We start from the raw sequence: 17,798 nt of genomic DNA, 5'->3' as shown, positions 1-17,798 counted from the left end.
CGTGGCGCCGCGGGCGCTGCGCCCCCGGGGGGGGGCCGGCATGGGGGGGCTCGCCCTGTAGGAACGCCGGCGGGCCCGCCCCCCGGAGGGGGAACGGGCCCGACGGACGGTACTCGGCGAGGTCAGGCGTCCTTGGACTCGCCCTTGGTCTCCTCGGCGGCCTCGTCGGCAGCCTCGTTGACGGCCTCGGTCTCCTCGTCCGCCTTCGACAGGTCGGCCTTGGCCTCGTCGGCCTCCTTCACCGCGCGGCGGGTGGCGGCCTCGGCCTCACCGACAGCGGCCTGCTGCACGGTCAGGGCCTCCACCAGCTCGATCACGGCCATCGGGGCGTTGTCGCCACGACGCGGACCGATCTTGGTGATCCGGGTGTAGCCGCCCGGGCGGTTGGCGAACTTGGGGCCGATCTCCGTGAAGAGCGTGTGGACGACGCTCTTGTCGGTGATCGTCTGCATCACCTGGCGACGGTTGTGCAGGTCGCCCTTCTTGGCCTTGGTGATCAGGCGCTCGGCTACCGGGCGCAGCCGGCGGGCCTTGGCCACGGTGGTGGTGATGCGGCCGTGCTCGAACAGCGCCGTGGCGAGGTTCGCGATCATCAGCCGCTCATGGGCGGGGCTGCCGCCCAGCCTGCGGCCCTTGGTGGGCGTAGGCATATCTCTCTCCTGTCGTTCTGCGCCGGCCGTGTCAGGTACCGACGTCAGTCATGACGCCCGGGAGATTCCCCGGACGCCGCGCGCCTGCGGCGAGCCACAGGCGTTCCGCACCGGCCGTACGAGGTACCGGTGACGGTGGCCGCCGGACCGGCCTGGCGGCCGGTCCGTGGCCGTTACCGGCCCCGGGAGCGAACCCCTCGGGCCGGGCGGGCCGAACACCGAGCGGCCCGGGCCCGGCGGCCCGGCCCTCCACGGTACCGGCCCGCCGGCGGCGGGCCGACCGGGCCCGGCTCCGGGAGCTTCGCTCCCGAGCCTGGGCCGTCGGCCGAAGGCCGGTAGGCCTCTGGCCAAGCCGCCGGCAGGCGACCGGCACCGCCCGGCCGGAGGCCGGGCGGTAGCCGTGGCCGCGGCACGTGGCCAAGCCACAGCGGCCAGCGGCCTAGTACTGCTCGGTCTCCGCGAAGCCGGTGTCGCCGTCGTCGTCGGCGCCGAAGGCGTCGGCCGCGGTGGTGGGGTCGAATCCGGGCGGGCTGTCCTTGAGGGCCAGGCCCATGCCGGCCAACTTCGCCTTGACCTCGTCGATCGACTTGGCACCGAAGTTGCGGATGTCCAGCAGGTCCGCCTCGGAGCGGGCGACGAGCTCGCCGACCGAGTGGATGCCCTCGCGCTTGAGGCAGTTGTAGGAGCGGACCGTGAGCTCCAGCTCCTCGATCGGCAGCGCCAGGTCCGCGGCGAGCGCCGCGTCCGTCGGCGACGGGCCCATGTCGATGCCCTCGGCGTCGACGTTGAGCTCGCGGGCCAGACCGAACAGCTCGACCAGCGTCTTGCCGGCGGACGCCATGGCGTCACGCGGCCGCATGGCCTCCTTGGTCTCGACGTCGACGATCAGCTTGTCGAAGTCGGTGCGCTGCTCGACGCGGGTGGCCTCCACCTTGTAGGTGACCTTCAGCACCGGGCTGTAGATCGAGTCGACCGGGATGCGGCCGATCTCCTGGCCGACCTGCTTGTTCTGCACGGCCGAGACGTAGCCGCGACCGCGCTCGACGGTCAGCTCCATCTCCAGCTTGCCCTTGCCGTTCAGGCTGGCCAGGACCAGGTCGGGGTTGTGCACCTCGACACCGGCCGGCGGCGCGATGTCGGCGGCGGTGACCAGCCCCGGGCCCTGCTTGCGCAGGTACATCACGACCGGCTCGTCGTGCTCCGAGGAGACGACCAGCTGCTTGATGTTCAGGATCAGGTCGGTGACGTCCTCCTTGACGCCCGGCACGGTGGTGAACTCGTGCAGCACGCCGTCGATGCGGATGCTGGTGACGGCGGCGCCGGGGATGGAGGACAGCAGGGTCCGGCGCAGCGAGTTGCCGAGGGTGTAGCCGAAGCCCGGCTCCAGCGGCTCGATCACGAACCGGGAGCGGAACTCGTCGACGACCTCTTCGGTCAGGGAGGGGCGCTGAGCGATCAGCATGGGTTACGACTCCAGTCTCCGGCACCCGCTATTTGATGCCGGACCAGACGACACAACGATATTTCGAGGGTAAGGGCGGGGCCGACCGAAACGGCCGACCCCGCCCACCCGGGTCACTTCGAGTACAGCTCGACGATCAGCTGCTCCTGCACCTGGGTGTCGATCACCTGGCGCTCGGGCAGCGAGTGGACGAGGATCCGCAAGCTCGACGGGATCGACTCCAGCCACGCCGGAACGGTCTTGTCGCCGGCCTCCGCCTGGGCCACCTGGAAGGGGGTCAGGGTGCGGGAGGACTCGCGGACCTCGATGATGTCGTTCGGCGACACCCGCGCGGACGGGATGTCGGTCTTCCGGCCGTTGACCGTGATGTGGCCGTGCCGGACGAGCTGACGGGCGTGGTCACGGGACTTGGCGAAGCCGGCCCGGTAGACCACGTTGTCGAGGCGGGACTCGAGGATGCGCAGCAGGTTCTCACCGGTCTTGCCGGACTGCCGGTTGGCCTCGTTGTAGTACCCACGGAACTGCTTCTCGAGGACACCGTAGATCCGCGCGCACTTCTGCTTCTCACGCTTCTGCAGCAGGTACTCGCTGTCCTTGGTGCGCCCGCGCCCGTGCTCACCCGGGGGGTAAGGACGGATCTCGATCGGGCACTTCGCGCTCTCGCACTTCGCTCCCTTGAGGAAGAGCTTCTGCTTCTCCCGACGGCAACGCTTGCAGTCGGCCCCGGTGTAACGCGCCATAGTCTTCTTGTCTCCTACTTCACTTCGCTCAGACGCGGCGGCGCTTGGGCGGGCGGCAGCCGTTGTGCGGGGTCGGGGTGACGTCCTGGATCGAGCCCACCTCGAGGCCGGTGGCCTGGAGGGAACGGATCGCGGTCTCCCGGCCGGAGCCGGGGCCCTTCACGAAGACGTCGACCTTCCGCATGCCGTGCTCCTGGGCACGACGCGCGGCGTTCTCCGCGGCCATCTGAGCGGCGAACGGCGTGGACTTCCGGGAGCCCTTGAAGCCGACGTGGCCGGCCGAGGCCCAGGAGATCACGTTGCCGGACGGGTCGGTGATCGAGACGATGGTGTTGTTGAACGTGCTCTTGATGTGGGCGTGCCCATGAGCGACGTTCTTCTTTTCCTTGCGGCGCACCTTCTTGGCGCCGGCAGTACGGCCCTTTGGCGGCATCTGCTTGGTTTCTCCCCTGGAGGTGGTCGGTCCTGCTTACCGGACCGCTGGACGAGCGTGATCCGGTGCGGACTACTTCTTGCCCGGCTTCTTCTTGCCGGCGATCGCGCGACGCGGGCCCTTGCGGGTACGCGCGTTGGTCTTGGTGCGCTGGCCGTGGACGGGCAGGCCACGACGGTGGCGCAGCCCCTCGTAGCAGCCGATCTCGACCTTGCGACGGATGTCGGCCTGGATCTCGCGACGGAGGTCACCCTCGGTCTTGATGTTGGCGTCCACGTACTCGCGGAGCTTGACGAGGTCCTCCTCGCCAAGGTCGCGGACGCGGGTGTCCGGGTTGACCCCGGTGCTGGCCAGCGTCTCCTTGGCAAGGGTGCGCCCGATGCCGAAGACGTAGGTGAGGGCGACCTCGACGCGCTTGTCGCGCGGGAGGTCGACGCCTGCGAGGCGTGCCATAGTGCGTGGCTCCTGGTGATTGGTGGAGGTCTGCCGCAGCACCGTTCCCGGCCTGGCGAGCCGGGTCCCCGGCCTCCGCCGAGGGTGTCGTCCCCGCGCGACTCTCGGCGCGAGGGGTCGGGTGACTGCGATTCTCTTGTCTGGGTGCGTCGCGCGAAGCGGCCGCGAAAGTGCTGGCTGGTAGAGCCGCGATCAGCCCTGGCGCTGCTTGTGGCGCAGGTTCTCGCAGATGACCATGACCCGACCGTGGCGGCGGATCACCTTGCACTTGTCGCAGATCTTCTTGACGCTCGGCCTGACCTTCATGGGTTTCTCAGGTTCTCCGGGTCTAGGTCTACTTGTAGCGGTAGACGATCCGCCCGCGCGTCAGGTCGTAGGGAGACAGCTCCACCACGACCCGGTCGTCGGGAAGGATACGGATGTAGTGCATCCGCATCTTGCCGCTGATGTGCGCGAGGACCTGGTGGCCGTTCTGAAGCTCCACCCTGAACATCGCGTTCGGCAGAGACTCGACGACCGTGCCCTCGATCTCGATGGCCCCTTGTTTTTTGGCCATGCTTGAGCGCTTCACCTTCCGGGATCGGCTACCTGGATGGCCCCGCGCACACAAAGGGAGAGGGTGCACAGAACCGACTCATCAGAGTACGGCACCCCACCCGAAAAGACCAATCAGACCCATCATGAGGGTCTTCCCACCGAGAAAGATCATTAAGCCAACGGATCGGGGGCGGCCGTCACGCCGAGCTCGGCCAGCCGGGCCCGGCCACCGTCCGGGGCGGTGAGGACCAGCGGCCCGTCCTCGGTGAGCGCCACCGAGTGCTCCCAGTGGGAGGCCCAGCTGCCGTCGTTGGTCTTGACGGTCCACTCGTCGGCCAGCACGTGCGTCCTGGGGGTGCCGAGCGAGATCATCGGCTCGATCGCCAGGCAGAACCCGGGCACGAAGCGCGGGCCGCGGCCGCGCCTGCGGTCCACGTAGTTCAGCAGGTGCGGGTCCATGTGCATCTCGCTGCCGATGCCGTGGCCGCCGTAGTCCTCGACGATGCCGTATCTGCCGGAGGCGGGCCGCGGCTGGCGGCGGATGTAGCTCTCGATGGCCTTGGAGACGTCCACCAGGCGGTTGCCCTTGCGGAACGCGGCGATGCCGGCCCACAGGGACGCCTCGGTCACCCGGCTGAGCTCGACGAGCTCGGGGGCGTGGCCCTCGCCGACCAGCACGGTCAGCGCGGCGTCCGCGTGCCAGCCGTCGACGATCGCGCCGGCGTCGATCGACAGCACGTCACCGGACTTCAGCACGGTCTCGCGGTCCGGGATGCCGTGCACCACGATGTCGTTGACCGAGGTGCAGATGGTCGCCGGGAAGCCGCCGTAGCCCAGGAAGTTGGGCTTGGCGCCGTGGTCGGCCAGGGTCTGGGCGGCGACGTCGTCCAGGTCCTTGGTGGTGGCGCCGGGGACCGCGGCCTCCGCCGTCCTGCGGTGTATCTCGGCCACCACCAGGCCGGCGGCCCGCATCTTGGCGATCTGCTCGGGGGTCTTGATCTCGACCATGGTTGCGATCCTCGCCGACTGAGCGGCTCTGTCGAAGTACGGTGCGGTGGGCGCCCGCTCAGGGGCGCAGGGGCCGCGGCGTCAGGCGGCTCGGCCGCGTGGGCGCGACCAGCCACCCGCGGCCCGCGGTGACCTGCCCGCACCTCCAGCGGAGCGCCTAGGTGCGCGAGGGGAGGGCGGCCAGCGCCCGCCTCGTCACCTCGGGCACCGGGGCCAGGGCCGTGATCGTCACGACCAGGCCCTGCTCCCGGTAGTAGTCGATGATCGGCTCGGTCTCCTCGTGGTAGACCGCGAGGCGCTTGCGCACCGTCTCCTCGTGGTCGTCGTCCCGCTGGTAGAGCTCGCCGCCGCACTCGTCGCAGACGCCCTCGACCTCGGGCTTCTTGTACTCCACGTGGAAGGTGTGGCTGCTGTCCTTCCGGCAGGTGCGCCGGCCGGCGATGCGCTTGACCACCTCTTCCTCGGGGACCTCCAGGTCGAGCACGGCGTCGAGCCGCTGCCCCTGCTCCTCGAGCAACGCGTCCAGGGCCTTGGCCTGGCCGATGTTGCGGGGGAAGCCGTCCAACAGGAATCCGTCCTCGGCGTCCGGTTTCGCCATCCGGTCCGCGGCCATCGCGATGGTGACCTCGTCCGGCACCAGGCCGCCGGAGCGCAGGATCGACTCGACCTGGCGGCCGAGCTCCGTGCCCTGGCTGATGTTGGCGCGGAAAAGGTCGCCGGTGGAGATGTGCGGAATGTCCAGGCGCTGGGCGAGCAACGCGGCCTGCGTGCCCTTGCCCGCGCCCGGCGGACCGACGAGGACGATTCGCATCAGCGGAGGAACCCTTCGTAGTTGCGCTGGTGGAGCTGGCTCTCGATCTGCCGCACCGTCTCCAGGCCGACACCCACGATGATCAGGATGGAGGTGCCACCGAAGGGGAAGTCCTGCTGAGCGTCGAACATCACCAGCGCCACGGTGGGCACCAGGGCGATCAGGCCGAGGTAGAGCGATCCCGGCCAGGTGATGCGGTTCAGCACGTAGCTCAGGTACTCGACCGTCGGCCGACCCGCACGGATGCCCGGGATAAAACCACCATACTTCTTCATGTTTTCGGCCACCTCTTCGGGGTTGAAGGTGATGGCCACGTAGAAGAAGGCGAAGAAGACGATCAACAGGAAGTAGGTGACGATGTAGTACGGGTGGTCGCCACCGGCGAAGTACCGGTTGATCCAGTCCGCCCAGCCCGCGTCGGAGCCGGCGAACTGCACCAGCAGCTGCGGGATGTAGAGCAGCGAGGAGGCGAAGATCACCGGGATCACACCGGCCTGGTTGACCTTGAGCGGGATGTAGGTGGAGGTGCCGCCGTAGGAGCGCCGACCGATCATGCGCTTCGCGTACTGCACCGGGATCCGGCGCTGGGCCAGCTCGACGAAGAGCACGAGGCCGACCATGGCGAGACCGCAGGCGACGACGACGCCGAACTCGATCCAGCCGTCGGCGAGGCTGCCCTGCTGCTTGATCTGCCACATGGCGCCGGGGAAGCCGGCGGCGATGGACACGAACATCAACATGGACATGCCATTACCGATACCCCGGTCCGTGATCAGCTCACCCATCCACATGATGAGCGCGGTCGCCGAGGTGAGCGCTACCACCATCACCAGGGTGGTGAAGATCGAGTCGTCCGGGATGATGTCGTTCGCCACCGAGCACTGGGGGAACAGGGTGCCACTGCGGGCGGTCGCCACCAGACCCGTGGCCTGGAGCACCGCCAGCGCCATCGTCAGGTAGCGGGTGTACTGGGTGATCTTCGCCTGGCCGGCCTGGCCCTCCTTCTTCAGGGCCTCCAGCCGCGGGATCACCACGACCAGCAGTTGGAGGATGATGCTCGCCGTGATGTACGGCATGATCCCCAGCGCGAAGATGGTCAACTGCAACAGCGCCCCGCCGCTGAGCACGTTGACCAGACCGAACAGGCCGGAGCCCGCCCCCGCGGCGTCCGCCTCCCTTACGCACTGATCGACATTCTGGAAGCTGACGCCCGGCACCGGCACATGCTGTCCGAGCCGGAACACCACGACGATGCCCAGAGTGAAGAGCAGCTTCTTACGCAGATCGGGCGTCTGGAACGCCCGGGCGAACGCGGTGAGCACGGCTCCTCCAGCGCCTCCCCGCCTGCGGCGGTGGAGGTTCGGTCTTGAAGTCCAATGAGTGACAGAACGAGTGGGACAGTTCTAGGGCACAGCGAGAGCTGAGAAAGCGCAACGGACGCAACCTTACCGGCGGATAGGCCAGGCCGGAACGACTGACCGGGGATGCCCAAGAAGCAGACATCCCCGGTCACTCACATTTCCGACCTGCCGAACGCCGGTTCAGGAACGCTCGGTGACGGTGCCGCCCGCGGCGGTGATCTTCTCCTTGGCGGAGGCGGAGACGGCGTCGACCGTCACCGTCAGCGCCACCGAGATCTCGCCGGTGCCGAGCACCTTGACCAGCTCGTTCTTCCGAACCGCGCCCTTGGCCACCAGGTCATCGACGGTGACCTCGCCGCCCTCCGGGTAGAGCACCGCGAGCCGCTCCAGGTTGACGACCTGGAACTGCTTGTGCGCGATGCTCTTGAAGCCCTTCATCTTGGGCAGCCGCATGATCAGCGGCAGCTGGCCGCCCTCGAAGCCGGCCCGAACCTGGTACCGCGCCTTGGTGCCCTTGGTGCCGCGACCAGCGGTCTTACCCTTGGACGCCTCACCGCGACCCACCCGGATCTTGGACTTCTTGGCGCCCGGGGCCGGGCGCAGGTCGTGGAGCTTGATCGGCGCGCTCTCGGCGCTCTCCGCGCTGTCCTTGGCGAGCTCCGCCATCTCAGTCCACCTCCTCGACCGTCACCAGATGACGCACGGTGTTGGCCATGCCGCGGATCTCCGGGCGGTCATCCTTGACGACCACGTCGTTGATACGCCGCAGCCCGAGCGAGCGCAGCGTTTCCCTGTGGTTCTGCTTGCTCCCGATCTGGGACTTCACCTGAGTGATCTTCAGCTGCGCCATCACGCACCCACTCCGGCACGCGCCCGCAGCAGAGCGGCGGGGGCGACGTCCTCGAGCGGCAGGCCACGACGGGCCGCGATCTCCTCGGGGCGCTGCAGGCCCTTCAGCGCGGCCACCGTGGCGTGCACGATGTTGATCGGGTTCGACGAACCGAGCGACTTGCTCAGCACGTCGTGAATACCCGCGCACTCCAGCACGGCGCGCACCGGGCCACCGGCGATCACACCGGTACCCGGGGAGGCCGGCTTGAGCAGCACGACGCCCGCCGCCTCCTCGCCCTGGATCGGGTGCGGGATGGTGCCCTGGATCCGGGGGACCTTGAAGAAGTGCTTCTTGGCCTCCTCAACGCCCTTGGCGATGGCGGCCGGCACCTCCTTGGCCTTGCCGTAACCGACACCCACGGTGCCGTCACCGTCGCCCACCACGACCAGCGCGGTGAAGCTGAAGCGACGACCACCCTTCACTACCTTGGCGACACGGTTGATCGCGACGACGCGCTCGACGTACGCGGTCTTCTCAGCGGCGGCGCCGCCGTCCCGGCCCTTACGGTCCCGCCGCTCGCCGCCACCGGCGCCGCCACCGCGGCGCTGGGGTCCAGCCATTGGATTACCTCTCTCGTTGCTCGGACGGGACCGGCTCAGAACTTGAGCCCCGCCTCGCGGGCGGCGTCGGCCAGCGCGGCGACGCGCCCGGCGTACTTGTTACCGCCGCGGTCGAACACGACGGTCTCGACACCGGCGGCCTTGGCACGCTCCGCGACCAGGGCGCCGACCTTCTTGGCCTGCGAGCTCTTGTCGCCCTCGCCGCCACGGATCGACGCGTCCAGCGACGAGGCCGAGGCCAGCGTGTGGCCCACGGTGTCGTCGATGACCTGCGCCACCATGTGGCGGTTGGAACGGGTCACGACCAGGCGCGGACGCTCGGGGCTGCCCGAGATCTTCTTGCGGATGCGGATGTGCCGACGCTTGGCCGCCACCCGCTTCCGCGCGTCGCCCTTGGCGATCTTCAGTCCGTATGCCATGGCTACTTACCAGCCTTTCCGACCTTGCGGCGGATGACTTCGCCCTCGTACTTGACGCCCTTGGCCTTGTACGGGTCGGGCTTGCGCAGCTTGCGGATCTTCGCTGCGACCTCGCCCACCTTCTGCTTGTCGATGCCCTCGACACTGAACCGGGTCGGGGTCTCGACCTTGAAGGTGATGCCCTCCGGCGGCTCGATCAGGATGGGGTGGCTGTAGCCCAGGGAGAACTCGAGGTTGCTCCCCTTGGCCTGGACGCGGTAACCGACACCGCTGATCTCAAGCTTCTTGACGTACCCCTGGGTCACGCCGACGATCAGGTTGTCGATCAGCGTGCGGGACAGGCCGTGCAGGGCCCGGTTGCGGTTCTCGTCGTTGGGACGGGTCACCACGATGGTGCCGTCCTCGGCCCGCGCGACCTCGATCGGCGACGCGACGGTGTGCGAGAGGGCACCCTTGGGGCCCTTCACCTCGACCGTGCGGCCCTCGATGGTCACGTCCACGCCGGCGGGAACCGGGATGGGCTGCTTGCCGATGCGCGACATGGCTCTTCCTCCGTTCCCTTCGTCACCAGACGTAGGCGAGGACTTCCCCACCCACGCCCTTCTTCTGCGCCTGCTTGTCGGTGAGCAGCCCGTTGGAGGTGGAGATGATCGCCACACCCAGGCCACCGAGCACCCTCGGCAGGTTGGTTGACTTCGCGTAGACCCGCAGGCCCGGCTTCGAGATCCGCTTGATGCCGGCGATCGAGCGCTCGCGGTTGGGGCCGTACTTCAGCTCGAGGACGAGGGCCTTGCCCACCTGGGCGTCCTCGGTCTTCCAGCCGGTGATGTAGCCCTCCTGCTGGAGGATCTCCGCGATGTGCGTCTTGATCTTGCTGTGCGGCATCACGACGGTGTCGTGGTACGCCGAGTTCGCGTTACGCAGACGTGTGAGCATGTCTGCGATCGGGTCGGTCATGGACATAAAACGGCCTTTGGCCTCTCTCACCGGGGTTTCTCGCGGGGTCCGCGCCACGTCAGCGGCGCGGACACCCACGGGACCTACGGCGTAGTAGGTGTTACCAGGAGCTCTTGGTGACGCCCGGCAGCTCGCCACGGTGCGCCATCTCGCGAAGGCACACGCGGCACAGGCCGAACTTGCGGTACACGGAGTGCGGCCGGCCACAACGCTGGCAGCGCGTGTAGCCACGCGAGCTGAACTTGGGCTTGCGGGCGGCCTTGGCGATCAGAGCCTTCTTCGCCATGGTTCACGCCTCCTTGAACGGGAATCCGAGGAGACGCAGCAGGGTGCGGCCCTCGTCGTCGGTGTTCGCCGTGGTGACCACGGTGATGTCCATGCCCCGGACCCGGTCGATCTGGTCCTGGTCGATCTCATGGAACATGACCTGCTCGGTCAGGCCGAACGTGTAGTTGCCCCGGCCGTCGAACTGCTTCGGCGACAGGCCGCGGAAGTCACGGATCCGCGGCAGCGCCAGCGACAGCAGGCGGTCGAGGAACTCCCACATGCGGTCGCCGCGCAGCGTCACGTGCGCGCCGATCGGCATGCCCTCGCGCAGCTTGAACTGCGCGATGGACTTGCGGGCCTTGGTCACGGTCGGCTTCTGGCCGGTGATCGTGGCGAGGTCGCGGACGGCGCCGTCGATCAGCTTGGAGTCGCGGGCGGCGTCGCCCACACCCATGTTGACCACGATCTTGGTCAGCCCCGGCACCTGCATGACGTTGGCGTACTTGTACTCGTCACGCAGCTTGCCGGCGATCTCCTCGCGGTACCGCGTCTTCAGACGCGGCGCGGTGGTCGTCGGAGTAGCAGTGGTCATCAGATGTCCTCACCGGTCCGCCGGGCAACGCGGATCTTGTTGCCGTTGTCGTCGAAGCGGTAGCCGACGCGGGTGGTGACCTTCTTGCCGTCCTTCTCCACCACGAGCGCGACGTTGCTCACGTGGATCGGGGCCTCGGTGGTGATGATGCCACCGGTCTTGGAACCACGGGCGGTCGTGCCGGCCTTGGTGTGCTTCTTGACCCGGTTGACACCCTCGACCAGGACGCGGTCCTCGCGGGGGTAGGCCACGATGACCTTGCCCTGCTTGCCCTTGTCCTTGCCGGTGATGACCTGAACCAGGTCGCCCTTCTTGATCTTCATGCTCACAGCACCTCCGGCGCGAGCGAGATGATCTTCATGAACTTCTTCTCGCGCAGTTCACGGCCGACCGGGCCGAAGATACGGGTGCCACGGGGGTCGCCGTCGTTCTTCAGGATGACGGCGGCGTTCTCGTCGAAGCGGATGTACGAACCGTCCGGACGACGGCGCTCCTTGACGGCGCGCACGACGACCGCCTTGACGACGTCACCCTTCTTGACGTTACCGCCCGGGATCGCGTCCTTGACGGTGGCGACGATGACGTCGCCGATGCCCGCGTAACGGCGACCGGATCCGCCCAGAACACGGATGCAGAGAATCTCCTTCGCACCCGTGTTGTCGGCGACACGCAGTCGCGACTCCTGCTGGATCATGTCGTTACTTCGCCTTCTCCAGAATCTCCACGACGCGCCAGCGCTTGGTAGCGGACAGCGGCCGGGTCTCCATCAGGAGAACGCGGTCACCGACACCGGCGGCGTTCTGCTCGTCGTGCGCCTTGAGCTTGTTGGTACGGCGGATGATCTTGCCGTACAGCGCGTGCTTGACCCGGTCCTCGACGGCGACGACGACGGTCTTGTCCATCTTGTCGCTGACGACCAGACCCTCGCGCGTCTTACGCCGGCCGCGCTCGGTCGTCTCAGTCACAGTGTTCTCACTCATCAGGCGCTCTCCACCGCCTCGGCAGCCTCGGCCGGCGCCGCCACCGTCTCGATGCCGAGCTCGCGCTCGCGCATGAGGGTGTAGACCCGGGCGATGTCCTTGCGCACGGCCTTCAGCCGGCTGTTGTTCTCCAGCTGCCCGGTCGCCGCCTGGAAGCGGAGGCGGAACAGCTCCTCCTTGGCCTCGCGCAGCTTCACAACGAGCTCCTCGTTGTTCAGCTCACGCAGCTCGGAGACCTTGGTACCGGCTGCCATCACGCCTCACCTGCCTCGCGCCGAACGATCCGGCACTTCATCGGAAGCTTGTGCGCGGCGCGGATCAGCGCCTCACGAGCGATCTTCTCGTTGGGGTAGGAGAGCTCGAACATCACCCGACCGGGCTTGACGTTCGCGACCCACCACTCCGGCGAACCCTTACCGGAACCCATGCGGGTCTCGGCGGGCTTCTTGGTCAGCGGACGGTCCGGGTAGATGTTGATCCACACCTTGCCGCCACGCTTGATGTGCCGGGTCATCGAGATACGCGCGGCCTCGATCTGCCGGTTGGTGACGTACGCGGCGGTCACGGCCTGGATGCCGTACTCGCCGAACGAGACCTCGGTGCCACCCTTGGCCTTGCCACTGCGCTTCGGGTGGTGCTGCTTGCGGTACTTGACCTTGCGGGGAATCAGCATGGTCTCAGCTCTCCGATCCGGACGTGCTCTCGCCGGCCGGAGCCGCGGCCGGAGCGTCGGCCTTGGGGGCCTCGGCGGCGGGCGCACCCTGCTGCTGCTGCGGACGACGGCCACGGCCGCCGCGCTCGCCACGACCACCGCGGGCCGGGCGGTCGGCGCCGGCGCCACCACGGGCCGGGCGGTTGCCGGCACGGGCCGCCGCGTTCTCCGCGCGAACCTCGGCGATGTTCTTCACGTCGCCCTTGTAGATCCACACCTTCACACCGATCCGGCCGAAGGTGGTACGGGCCTCGAAGAAGCCGTAGTCCACGTTGGCGCGGAGCGTGTGCAGCGGCACCCGACCCTCGCGGTAGAACTCGGACCGGGACATCTCGGCGCCGCCGAGACGACCACCGCACTGGATCTTGATGCCCTTGGCGCCGGCCTTCAGCGTGCTCTGCATCGACTTGCGCATGGCACGCCGGAAGGAGACGCGGGAGGACAGCTGCTCGGCGACCGCCTGGGCCACCAGCTGGGCGTCCAGCTCGGGGTTCTTGACCTCGAGGATGTTGAACTGGATCTGCTTGCCGGTCAGCTTCTCCAGGTTGCCCCGGAGGCGGTCGGCCTCCGCGCCGCGGCGACCGATGACGATGCCGGGACGGGCGGTGTGGACGTCGACGCGGACCCGGTCCCGGGTGCGCTCGATCTCCACCTTGGAGATGCCGGCCCGCTCCATGCCCTGGGTGAGCATGCGGCGGATCGCGACGTCTTCCTTGACGTAGTCCTTGTAGAGCTTGTCGGCGTACCAGCGCGACTTGAAGTCGGTCGTGACGCCGAGACGGAACCCGTGCGGGTTTACCTTCTGGCCCATTACCGGGTTCCTTCCTTGCTGCTGACGACCACCGTGATGTGGCTGGTCCGCTTACGGATCCGGTAGGCACGGCCCTGGGCGCGCGGCCGGAACCGCTTCAGGGTCGGGCCCTCGTCGACGTACGCCTCGCTGACGTAGAGGCTGTCGACGTCCGTGTGGTTGTAGTTGTGCGCGGCGTTGGCGATGGCGCTGTCAAGCACCTTGCCCACGGGCACACTGGCGGCCTGCGGGGCGAAGCGCAGGACAGCCTGTGCCTCCGCGGCGTTCTTGCCACGGATGAGGTCCACCACACGGCGGGCCTTCATGGGCGTGACGCGGATGTACCGCGCGATAGCCCTGGCTTCCATGGTTGTCCCTTCGGTGTCGGTCATGGTCTGCTAACCCCGCTCAGCGCCGACGCGACTTGCGGTCGTCCTTGACGTGACCGCGGAACGTACGGGTGGGGGCGAACTCGCCGAGCTTGTGGCCGACCATCGACTCGGTGACGAACACCGGGACGTGCTTGCGGCCGTCGTGCACCGCGATCGTGTGGCCCAGCATGTCGGGGACGATCATCGAGCGGCGAGACCAGGTCTTGATGACGTTCTTGGAACCGGATTCGTTCTGCGCGTCCACCTTCTTCATCAGGTGGTCGTCGACGAAGGGTCCCTTCTTGAGACTGCGCGGCATCGAAACCTGCTCCTAGCGCTTCTTGTTCGTCTTGCGGCGGCGGATGATGTACTTGTTGCTGGCCTTCTTCGGCGCGCGAGTCCGGCCTTCCTTCTTGCCCCAGGGCGAGACCGGGTGGCGACCACCCGAGGTCCGGCCCTCGCCACCGCCGTGCGGGTGGTCGACGGGGTTCATCACGACACCGCGGACGCTCGGGCGAACGCCCTTCCAGCGCATCCGGCCGGCCTTGCCCCAGTTGATGTTCGACTGCTCGGCGTTGCCGACCTCGCCGACCGTGGCGCGGCAGCGCACGTCCACGAGACGGATCTCGCCGGACGGCATGCGCAGGTGGGCCATGCGGCCCTCCTTCGCCAGCAGCTGCACCGAGGCACCGGCGGAGCGGGCGAACTTGGCGCCGCCGCCGGGCTGGAGCTCGATCGCGTGGATCACGGTACCGACCGGGATGTTGCGCAGCGGCAGGTTGTTGCCCGGCTTGATGTCGGCACCCGGGCCGTTCTCGACGCGGTCACCCTGTCGCAGGTTGGCCGGGGCGATGATGTAGCGCTTCTCGCCGTCGGCGTAGTGCAGCAGCGCGATCCGCGCGGTGCGGTTCGGGTCGTACTCGATGTGCGCGACCTTGGCCGGCACACCGTCCTTGTCGTGCCGACGGAAGTCGATGACGCGGTAGGCGCGCTTGTGCCCGCCGCCCTGGTGACGGACGGCCACACGACCGGCGTTGTCCCGGCCACCCTTGCTGTGCAGGGGGCGGACCAGCGACTTCTCCGGCGTGGACCGCGTGACCTCGACGAAGTCGGCGACGCTGGCGCCTCGACGGCCCGGAGTCGTCGGCTTGTACTTGCGGATTCCCATTTCTTAGTCCTCGTCCGGTATCGGACGGGCCGGCTCCCCTAGGAGAGGACCGGACCGCCGAAGATGTCGATGCTGTCGCCCTCGGCGAGGGTCACGATGGCGCGCTTGGTGTTGGCGCGCTTTCCGTAGCCGGTGCGGGTCCGCTTGCGCTTCCCCTGCCGGTTGATCGTGTGAACCGACTGGACCTTGACCGAGAAGACCGCCTGGACGGCCTGCTTGATCTGGGTCTTGTTGGCCCGCGGGTCGACGACGAACGTGTACTTGTTCTCGTCGAGCAGCGCGTAGCTCTTCTCGGACACCACGGGCTTGAGCAGCACGTCGTGCGGGGAGGTGAACTCCTTGCTGGAGACGACCTCGGCGACGGTCGAGTCGCTCATCAGGCTTCGCTCCCTTCGGGCTTGTCGAGCGCCACCTTGGCGGTGCCGATCGGGCCGGCCACGAAGCGGTCGAAGGCGGCCTTGGTGAAGACGACGTCGTCGGACTCGAGCACGTCGTAGGTGTTCAGCTGACCCGGGTCGATGATGTGGACCTGGGGCAGGTTGCGGGCCGACAGCCACGCGGCGTTGTCCGCGCGGTCGGCGACCAGCAGCAGCTTCTTGCGGTCGCTGATCTTGCCGAACAGGCCGCGCGCCGCCTTGGTCGAGACCTCGCCGTCCACGACGCCGGTGACGACGTGGATGCGCTCGTGCCTGGCCCGGTCGGTGAGGGCGCTGCGCAGGGCGGCGGCCTTCATCTTCTTCGGGGTGCGCTGCGTGTAGTCACGCGGCACGGGGCCGTGCACGATGCCACCGCCGGTGAACTGCGGGGCGCGGACGGAACCCTGGCGGGCCCGGCCGGTGCCCTTCTGGCGGTACGGCTTCTTGCCACCGCCGCGGACCTCGCCGCGGGACTTGGCCTTGTGCGTGCCCTGGCGGGCGGCGGCCAGCTGCGCGACGACGACCTGGTGCATCAGCGGGACGCTGACGCGCGCGTCGAAGATCTCCGCGGGGAGTTCGACGGAACCGGTCTTCTCGCCAGCGGGCGAAAGGATGTCAACGGTGCTCATGGATCCCTCAAGCCCCCTTGGCCGCGGTACGGACCAGGACGAGGCCGCCGTTGGGGCCGGGCACCGCGCCCTTGATGAGCAGCAGGCCCTTCTCCGCGTCAACGGCGTGGACGGTCAGGTTCTGGGTGGTCACGCGCTCGTTGCCGGTGCGGCCGGCCATGCGCAGACCCTTGAACACGCGGCCCGGGGTGGCGCAGCCACCGATGGAGCCGGGCGAACGGTGCTTGCGCTGCGTGCCGTGCGAGGCGCCGAGGCCGCCGAAGCCGTGGCGCTTCATGACACCGGCGGTGCCCTTGCCCTTGCTGGTGCCGGTCACGTCGACCTTGACGCCCGAGTCGAACACCTCGGCCGTGACCTCCTGGCCGAGGGTGTACTCGCTGGCGTCGGCGGTCCGCAGCTCGACCAGGTGGCGGCGCGGGGTGACGTCGGCCTTGGCGAAGTGGCCCTTGAGGGGCTTGTTCACCTTGCGCGGGTCGATCTCGCCGTAGGCGATCTGGACGGCCGAGTAGCCGTCGCGGTCGTCGGTGCGCACCTGGGTAACGACACAGGGGCCGGCCTTGACCACGGTCACCGGGACGATGCGGTTGTTCTCGTCCCAGACCTGGGTCATGCCGAGCTTCTCGCCCAGGACGCCCTTGATCTGCTTGGTCATCTTCGCTCCCGGCCTCTCAGAGCTTGATCTCGATGTCGACGCCGGCCGGCAGGTCCAGGCGCATCAGCGAGTCAACGGTCTTGGGGGTGGGGTCGAGGATGTCGATCAGCCGCTTGTGGGTGCGCATCTCGAAGTGCTCGCGCGAGTCCTTGTACTTGTGCGGCGACTTGATGACGCAGTACACGTTCTTCTCAGTGGGCAGCGGCACCGGGCCCGCGACCGACGCACCCGTGCGGGTCACCGTCTCGACGATCTTCTTCGCCGAGTTGTCGATGACCTCGTGGTCGTAGGCCTTGAGCCGGATGCGGATCTTCTGTCCCGCCATGGCTACTTCGTAGTCCTGTCTCTTCGTTTCCGCTCTGGCCCCCGGCGCCGTCCTCCGCCCCACCTCCGACCCACGCGGTCGGGCGTGTCGCTCTCCCTCCCTTATTTCGCCGCAGGGCGACCCCGTCGGGGTTTCCACTGCGAGGAGTGGGGGGAGACTGGTGGAGAACTCCACCGGGTACCTGGCTGGAGCCCCGCCCACGCTTCCCGGAAGATCCCGGTATTTCCGCCCTCATCAGGGACGACGAATACAGTGGGACTCGCTTCCGGTCCTCCCGGCGGGAGGCGCGCAGCATCGGCTCTCAACCGAGCAACCTGGTCAGTGTGCCACATGGGTCGGGGCCGGCACCAATCGGTCCTGCCGGACCGAACGGCTCGAAGGGCCCTCCGCCACGACGCACCTCCCTACTCCGGCGCTCCGCGCGGGCGTTCGCGGTCCGCCGCCCTCCCCGGCGCTCCGCGCGGGTGTTCCCCACCCACCCTTCTTCCACTGCGCGGCACGCCGGTCCGGCCCAGCCGGCGCCACGCGGCGCGGCCGTCCGGCCGGGCCCGGCCACGGCGGCGACTCCGCGCCTGGCGCTTCGCGCCGGGGGCGCGCACGCGCGTGCGGCTGG

31 protein-coding genes are annotated in these 17,798 nt (G+C 68.4%); all 31 read right to left on the bottom strand.

Annotation, left to right across the window (positions count from 1 at the left end):
* Window positions 1–122: 122 nt before the first annotated feature.
* The 31 genes from rplQ to rpsJ all read right to left on the bottom strand — a co-directional run bounded on the left by rplQ (window position 123) and on the right by rpsJ (window position 17,185).
* Complete coding sequence (gene rplQ, locus ACFWI8_RS30195) at window positions 123–650, bottom strand: 50S ribosomal protein L17 (RefSeq protein WP_387098069.1); 528 nt, start codon at window positions 648–650, stop codon at window positions 123–125.
* 439 nt (window positions 651–1,089) lie between these two features.
* On the bottom strand, window positions 1,090–2,112 hold the full coding sequence (locus ACFWI8_RS30190; protein WP_311603092.1) for a DNA-directed RNA polymerase subunit alpha: 1,023 nt from the start codon (window positions 2,110–2,112) through the stop codon (window positions 1,090–1,092).
* Between the two features lie 113 nt (window positions 2,113–2,225).
* Window positions 2,226–2,852, bottom strand: a complete 627-nt coding sequence (gene rpsD, locus ACFWI8_RS30185; protein ID WP_311603093.1) for a 30S ribosomal protein S4 — start codon at window positions 2,850–2,852, stop codon at window positions 2,226–2,228.
* Between the two features lie 28 nt (window positions 2,853–2,880).
* Window positions 2,881–3,285, bottom strand: a complete 405-nt coding sequence (gene rpsK / locus ACFWI8_RS30180; RefSeq protein ID WP_019433438.1) for a 30S ribosomal protein S11 — start codon at window positions 3,283–3,285, stop codon at window positions 2,881–2,883.
* A 72-nt stretch (window positions 3,286–3,357) separates the two neighbouring features.
* Window positions 3,358–3,738: a 30S ribosomal protein S13 gene (gene rpsM, locus ACFWI8_RS30175; RefSeq protein ID WP_311603097.1), complete on the bottom strand. Its 381-nt coding sequence runs from the start codon at window positions 3,736–3,738 to the stop codon at window positions 3,358–3,360.
* A 192-nt stretch (window positions 3,739–3,930) separates the two neighbouring features.
* Window positions 3,931–4,044 (bottom strand): 50S ribosomal protein L36, encoded by a 114-nt coding sequence (gene rpmJ, locus ACFWI8_RS30170; protein WP_049567412.1) that lies wholly within the window; start codon window positions 4,042–4,044, stop codon window positions 3,931–3,933.
* A 28-nt stretch (window positions 4,045–4,072) separates the two neighbouring features.
* The gene (gene infA / locus ACFWI8_RS30165; RefSeq protein ID WP_004927214.1) at window positions 4,073–4,294 is read right to left on the bottom strand and encodes a translation initiation factor IF-1; all 222 of its coding nucleotides are present in this window, start codon (window positions 4,292–4,294) and stop codon (window positions 4,073–4,075) included.
* Window positions 4,295–4,446: 152 nt separating this feature from the next.
* A complete protein-coding gene (gene map, locus ACFWI8_RS30160) occupies window positions 4,447–5,283 on the bottom strand; it encodes a type I methionyl aminopeptidase (protein WP_387098063.1) in 837 nt (278 codons plus the stop codon).
* A gap of 157 nt (window positions 5,284–5,440) precedes the next feature.
* Entirely contained in the window at window positions 5,441–6,094 is a 654-nt protein-coding gene (locus ACFWI8_RS30155; RefSeq protein ID WP_387098060.1) for an adenylate kinase, read from the bottom strand.
* Window positions 6,094–7,416, bottom strand: coding sequence for a preprotein translocase subunit SecY (secY, locus tag ACFWI8_RS30150; RefSeq protein WP_311603105.1), 1,323 nt, complete (start codon window positions 7,414–7,416; stop codon window positions 6,094–6,096). The genes ACFWI8_RS30155 and secY overlap by 1 nt, the downstream gene beginning before the upstream one ends.
* A 219-nt stretch (window positions 7,417–7,635) precedes the next feature.
* Window positions 7,636–8,121: a 50S ribosomal protein L15 gene (gene rplO / locus ACFWI8_RS30145; RefSeq protein ID WP_387098057.1), complete on the bottom strand. Its 486-nt coding sequence runs from the start codon at window positions 8,119–8,121 to the stop codon at window positions 7,636–7,638.
* A gap of 1 nt (window position 8,122) precedes the next feature.
* On the bottom strand, window positions 8,123–8,305 hold the full coding sequence (gene rpmD / locus ACFWI8_RS30140; protein ID WP_132930159.1) for a 50S ribosomal protein L30: 183 nt from the start codon (window positions 8,303–8,305) through the stop codon (window positions 8,123–8,125).
* On the bottom strand, window positions 8,305–8,907 hold the full coding sequence (gene rpsE / locus ACFWI8_RS30135; RefSeq protein WP_113689461.1) for a 30S ribosomal protein S5: 603 nt from the start codon (window positions 8,905–8,907) through the stop codon (window positions 8,305–8,307). The genes rpmD and rpsE overlap by 1 nt, the downstream gene beginning before the upstream one ends.
* 35 nt (window positions 8,908–8,942) lie before the next feature.
* Window positions 8,943–9,326 carry a 50S ribosomal protein L18 gene (gene rplR / locus ACFWI8_RS30130; RefSeq protein WP_311603111.1) on the bottom strand — a complete coding sequence of 128 codons (384 nt, stop codon included), beginning with the start codon at window positions 9,324–9,326 and terminating at the stop codon, window positions 8,943–8,945.
* 2 nt (window positions 9,327–9,328) lie between these two features.
* Window positions 9,329–9,868: a 50S ribosomal protein L6 gene (gene rplF / locus ACFWI8_RS30125; protein WP_311603113.1), complete on the bottom strand. Its 540-nt coding sequence runs from the start codon at window positions 9,866–9,868 to the stop codon at window positions 9,329–9,331.
* 22 nt (window positions 9,869–9,890) lie between these two features.
* Complete coding sequence (gene rpsH, locus ACFWI8_RS30120; protein ID WP_311603115.1) at window positions 9,891–10,289, bottom strand: 30S ribosomal protein S8; 399 nt, start codon at window positions 10,287–10,289, stop codon at window positions 9,891–9,893.
* Between the two features lie 94 nt (window positions 10,290–10,383).
* The gene (locus ACFWI8_RS30115) at window positions 10,384–10,569 is read right to left on the bottom strand and encodes a type Z 30S ribosomal protein S14 (RefSeq protein WP_132930155.1); all 186 of its coding nucleotides are present in this window, start codon (window positions 10,567–10,569) and stop codon (window positions 10,384–10,386) included.
* Window positions 10,570–10,572: 3 nt separating this feature from the next.
* Window positions 10,573–11,142: a 50S ribosomal protein L5 gene (gene rplE, locus ACFWI8_RS30110; protein WP_311603117.1), complete on the bottom strand. Its 570-nt coding sequence runs from the start codon at window positions 11,140–11,142 to the stop codon at window positions 10,573–10,575.
* Window positions 11,142–11,465 carry a 50S ribosomal protein L24 gene (gene rplX, locus ACFWI8_RS30105; RefSeq protein WP_132930153.1) on the bottom strand — a complete coding sequence of 108 codons (324 nt, stop codon included), beginning with the start codon at window positions 11,463–11,465 and terminating at the stop codon, window positions 11,142–11,144. Before rplX ends, rplE begins: the two co-directional genes overlap by 1 nt.
* A gap of 2 nt (window positions 11,466–11,467) precedes the next feature.
* Entirely contained in the window at window positions 11,468–11,836 is a 369-nt protein-coding gene (gene rplN, locus ACFWI8_RS30100; protein ID WP_059012876.1) for a 50S ribosomal protein L14, read from the bottom strand.
* A 4-nt stretch (window positions 11,837–11,840) separates the two neighbouring features.
* Complete coding sequence (gene rpsQ, locus ACFWI8_RS30095; protein ID WP_132930152.1) at window positions 11,841–12,122, bottom strand: 30S ribosomal protein S17; 282 nt, start codon at window positions 12,120–12,122, stop codon at window positions 11,841–11,843.
* Window positions 12,122–12,376, bottom strand: a complete 255-nt coding sequence (gene rpmC / locus ACFWI8_RS30090; RefSeq protein ID WP_311603122.1) for a 50S ribosomal protein L29 — start codon at window positions 12,374–12,376, stop codon at window positions 12,122–12,124. The genes rpsQ and rpmC overlap by 1 nt, the downstream gene beginning before the upstream one ends.
* Entirely contained in the window at window positions 12,376–12,795 is a 420-nt protein-coding gene (gene rplP / locus ACFWI8_RS30085; protein ID WP_132816524.1) for a 50S ribosomal protein L16, read from the bottom strand. Before rplP ends, rpmC begins: the two co-directional genes overlap by 1 nt.
* A 4-nt stretch (window positions 12,796–12,799) precedes the next feature.
* Entirely contained in the window at window positions 12,800–13,645 is an 846-nt protein-coding gene (rpsC, locus tag ACFWI8_RS30080; protein WP_311603125.1) for a 30S ribosomal protein S3, read from the bottom strand.
* Window positions 13,645–13,992 carry a 50S ribosomal protein L22 gene (gene rplV, locus ACFWI8_RS30075; protein WP_387098046.1) on the bottom strand — a complete coding sequence of 116 codons (348 nt, stop codon included), beginning with the start codon at window positions 13,990–13,992 and terminating at the stop codon, window positions 13,645–13,647. Before rplV ends, rpsC begins: the two co-directional genes overlap by 1 nt.
* A 40-nt stretch (window positions 13,993–14,032) precedes the next feature.
* A complete protein-coding gene (gene rpsS, locus ACFWI8_RS30070) occupies window positions 14,033–14,314 on the bottom strand; it encodes a 30S ribosomal protein S19 (RefSeq protein ID WP_311603129.1) in 282 nt (93 codons plus the stop codon).
* Between the two features lie 12 nt (window positions 14,315–14,326).
* On the bottom strand, window positions 14,327–15,163 hold the full coding sequence (gene rplB / locus ACFWI8_RS30065; RefSeq protein ID WP_311603131.1) for a 50S ribosomal protein L2: 837 nt from the start codon (window positions 15,161–15,163) through the stop codon (window positions 14,327–14,329).
* A gap of 38 nt (window positions 15,164–15,201) precedes the next feature.
* Entirely contained in the window at window positions 15,202–15,540 is a 339-nt protein-coding gene (rplW, locus tag ACFWI8_RS30060; protein WP_311603133.1) for a 50S ribosomal protein L23, read from the bottom strand.
* Window positions 15,540–16,208 carry a 50S ribosomal protein L4 gene (gene rplD / locus ACFWI8_RS30055; protein ID WP_387098041.1) on the bottom strand — a complete coding sequence of 223 codons (669 nt, stop codon included), beginning with the start codon at window positions 16,206–16,208 and terminating at the stop codon, window positions 15,540–15,542. The genes rplW and rplD overlap by 1 nt, the downstream gene beginning before the upstream one ends.
* A 7-nt stretch (window positions 16,209–16,215) precedes the next feature.
* Entirely contained in the window at window positions 16,216–16,860 is a 645-nt protein-coding gene (gene rplC, locus ACFWI8_RS30050; RefSeq protein ID WP_311603136.1) for a 50S ribosomal protein L3, read from the bottom strand.
* Window positions 16,861–16,876: 16 nt separating this feature from the next.
* The gene (gene rpsJ / locus ACFWI8_RS30045) at window positions 16,877–17,185 is read right to left on the bottom strand and encodes a 30S ribosomal protein S10 (protein WP_016473429.1); all 309 of its coding nucleotides are present in this window, start codon (window positions 17,183–17,185) and stop codon (window positions 16,877–16,879) included.
* Between the last annotated feature and the right edge of the window lie 613 nt (window positions 17,186–17,798).

It is taken from the genome of Streptomyces sp. NPDC127098 (assembly GCF_042722465.1).
Lineage (GTDB): Bacteria > Actinomycetota > Actinomycetes > Streptomycetales > Streptomycetaceae > Streptomyces > Streptomyces millisiae.
This window is presented reverse-complemented; position numbering and strand designations above follow the sequence as displayed.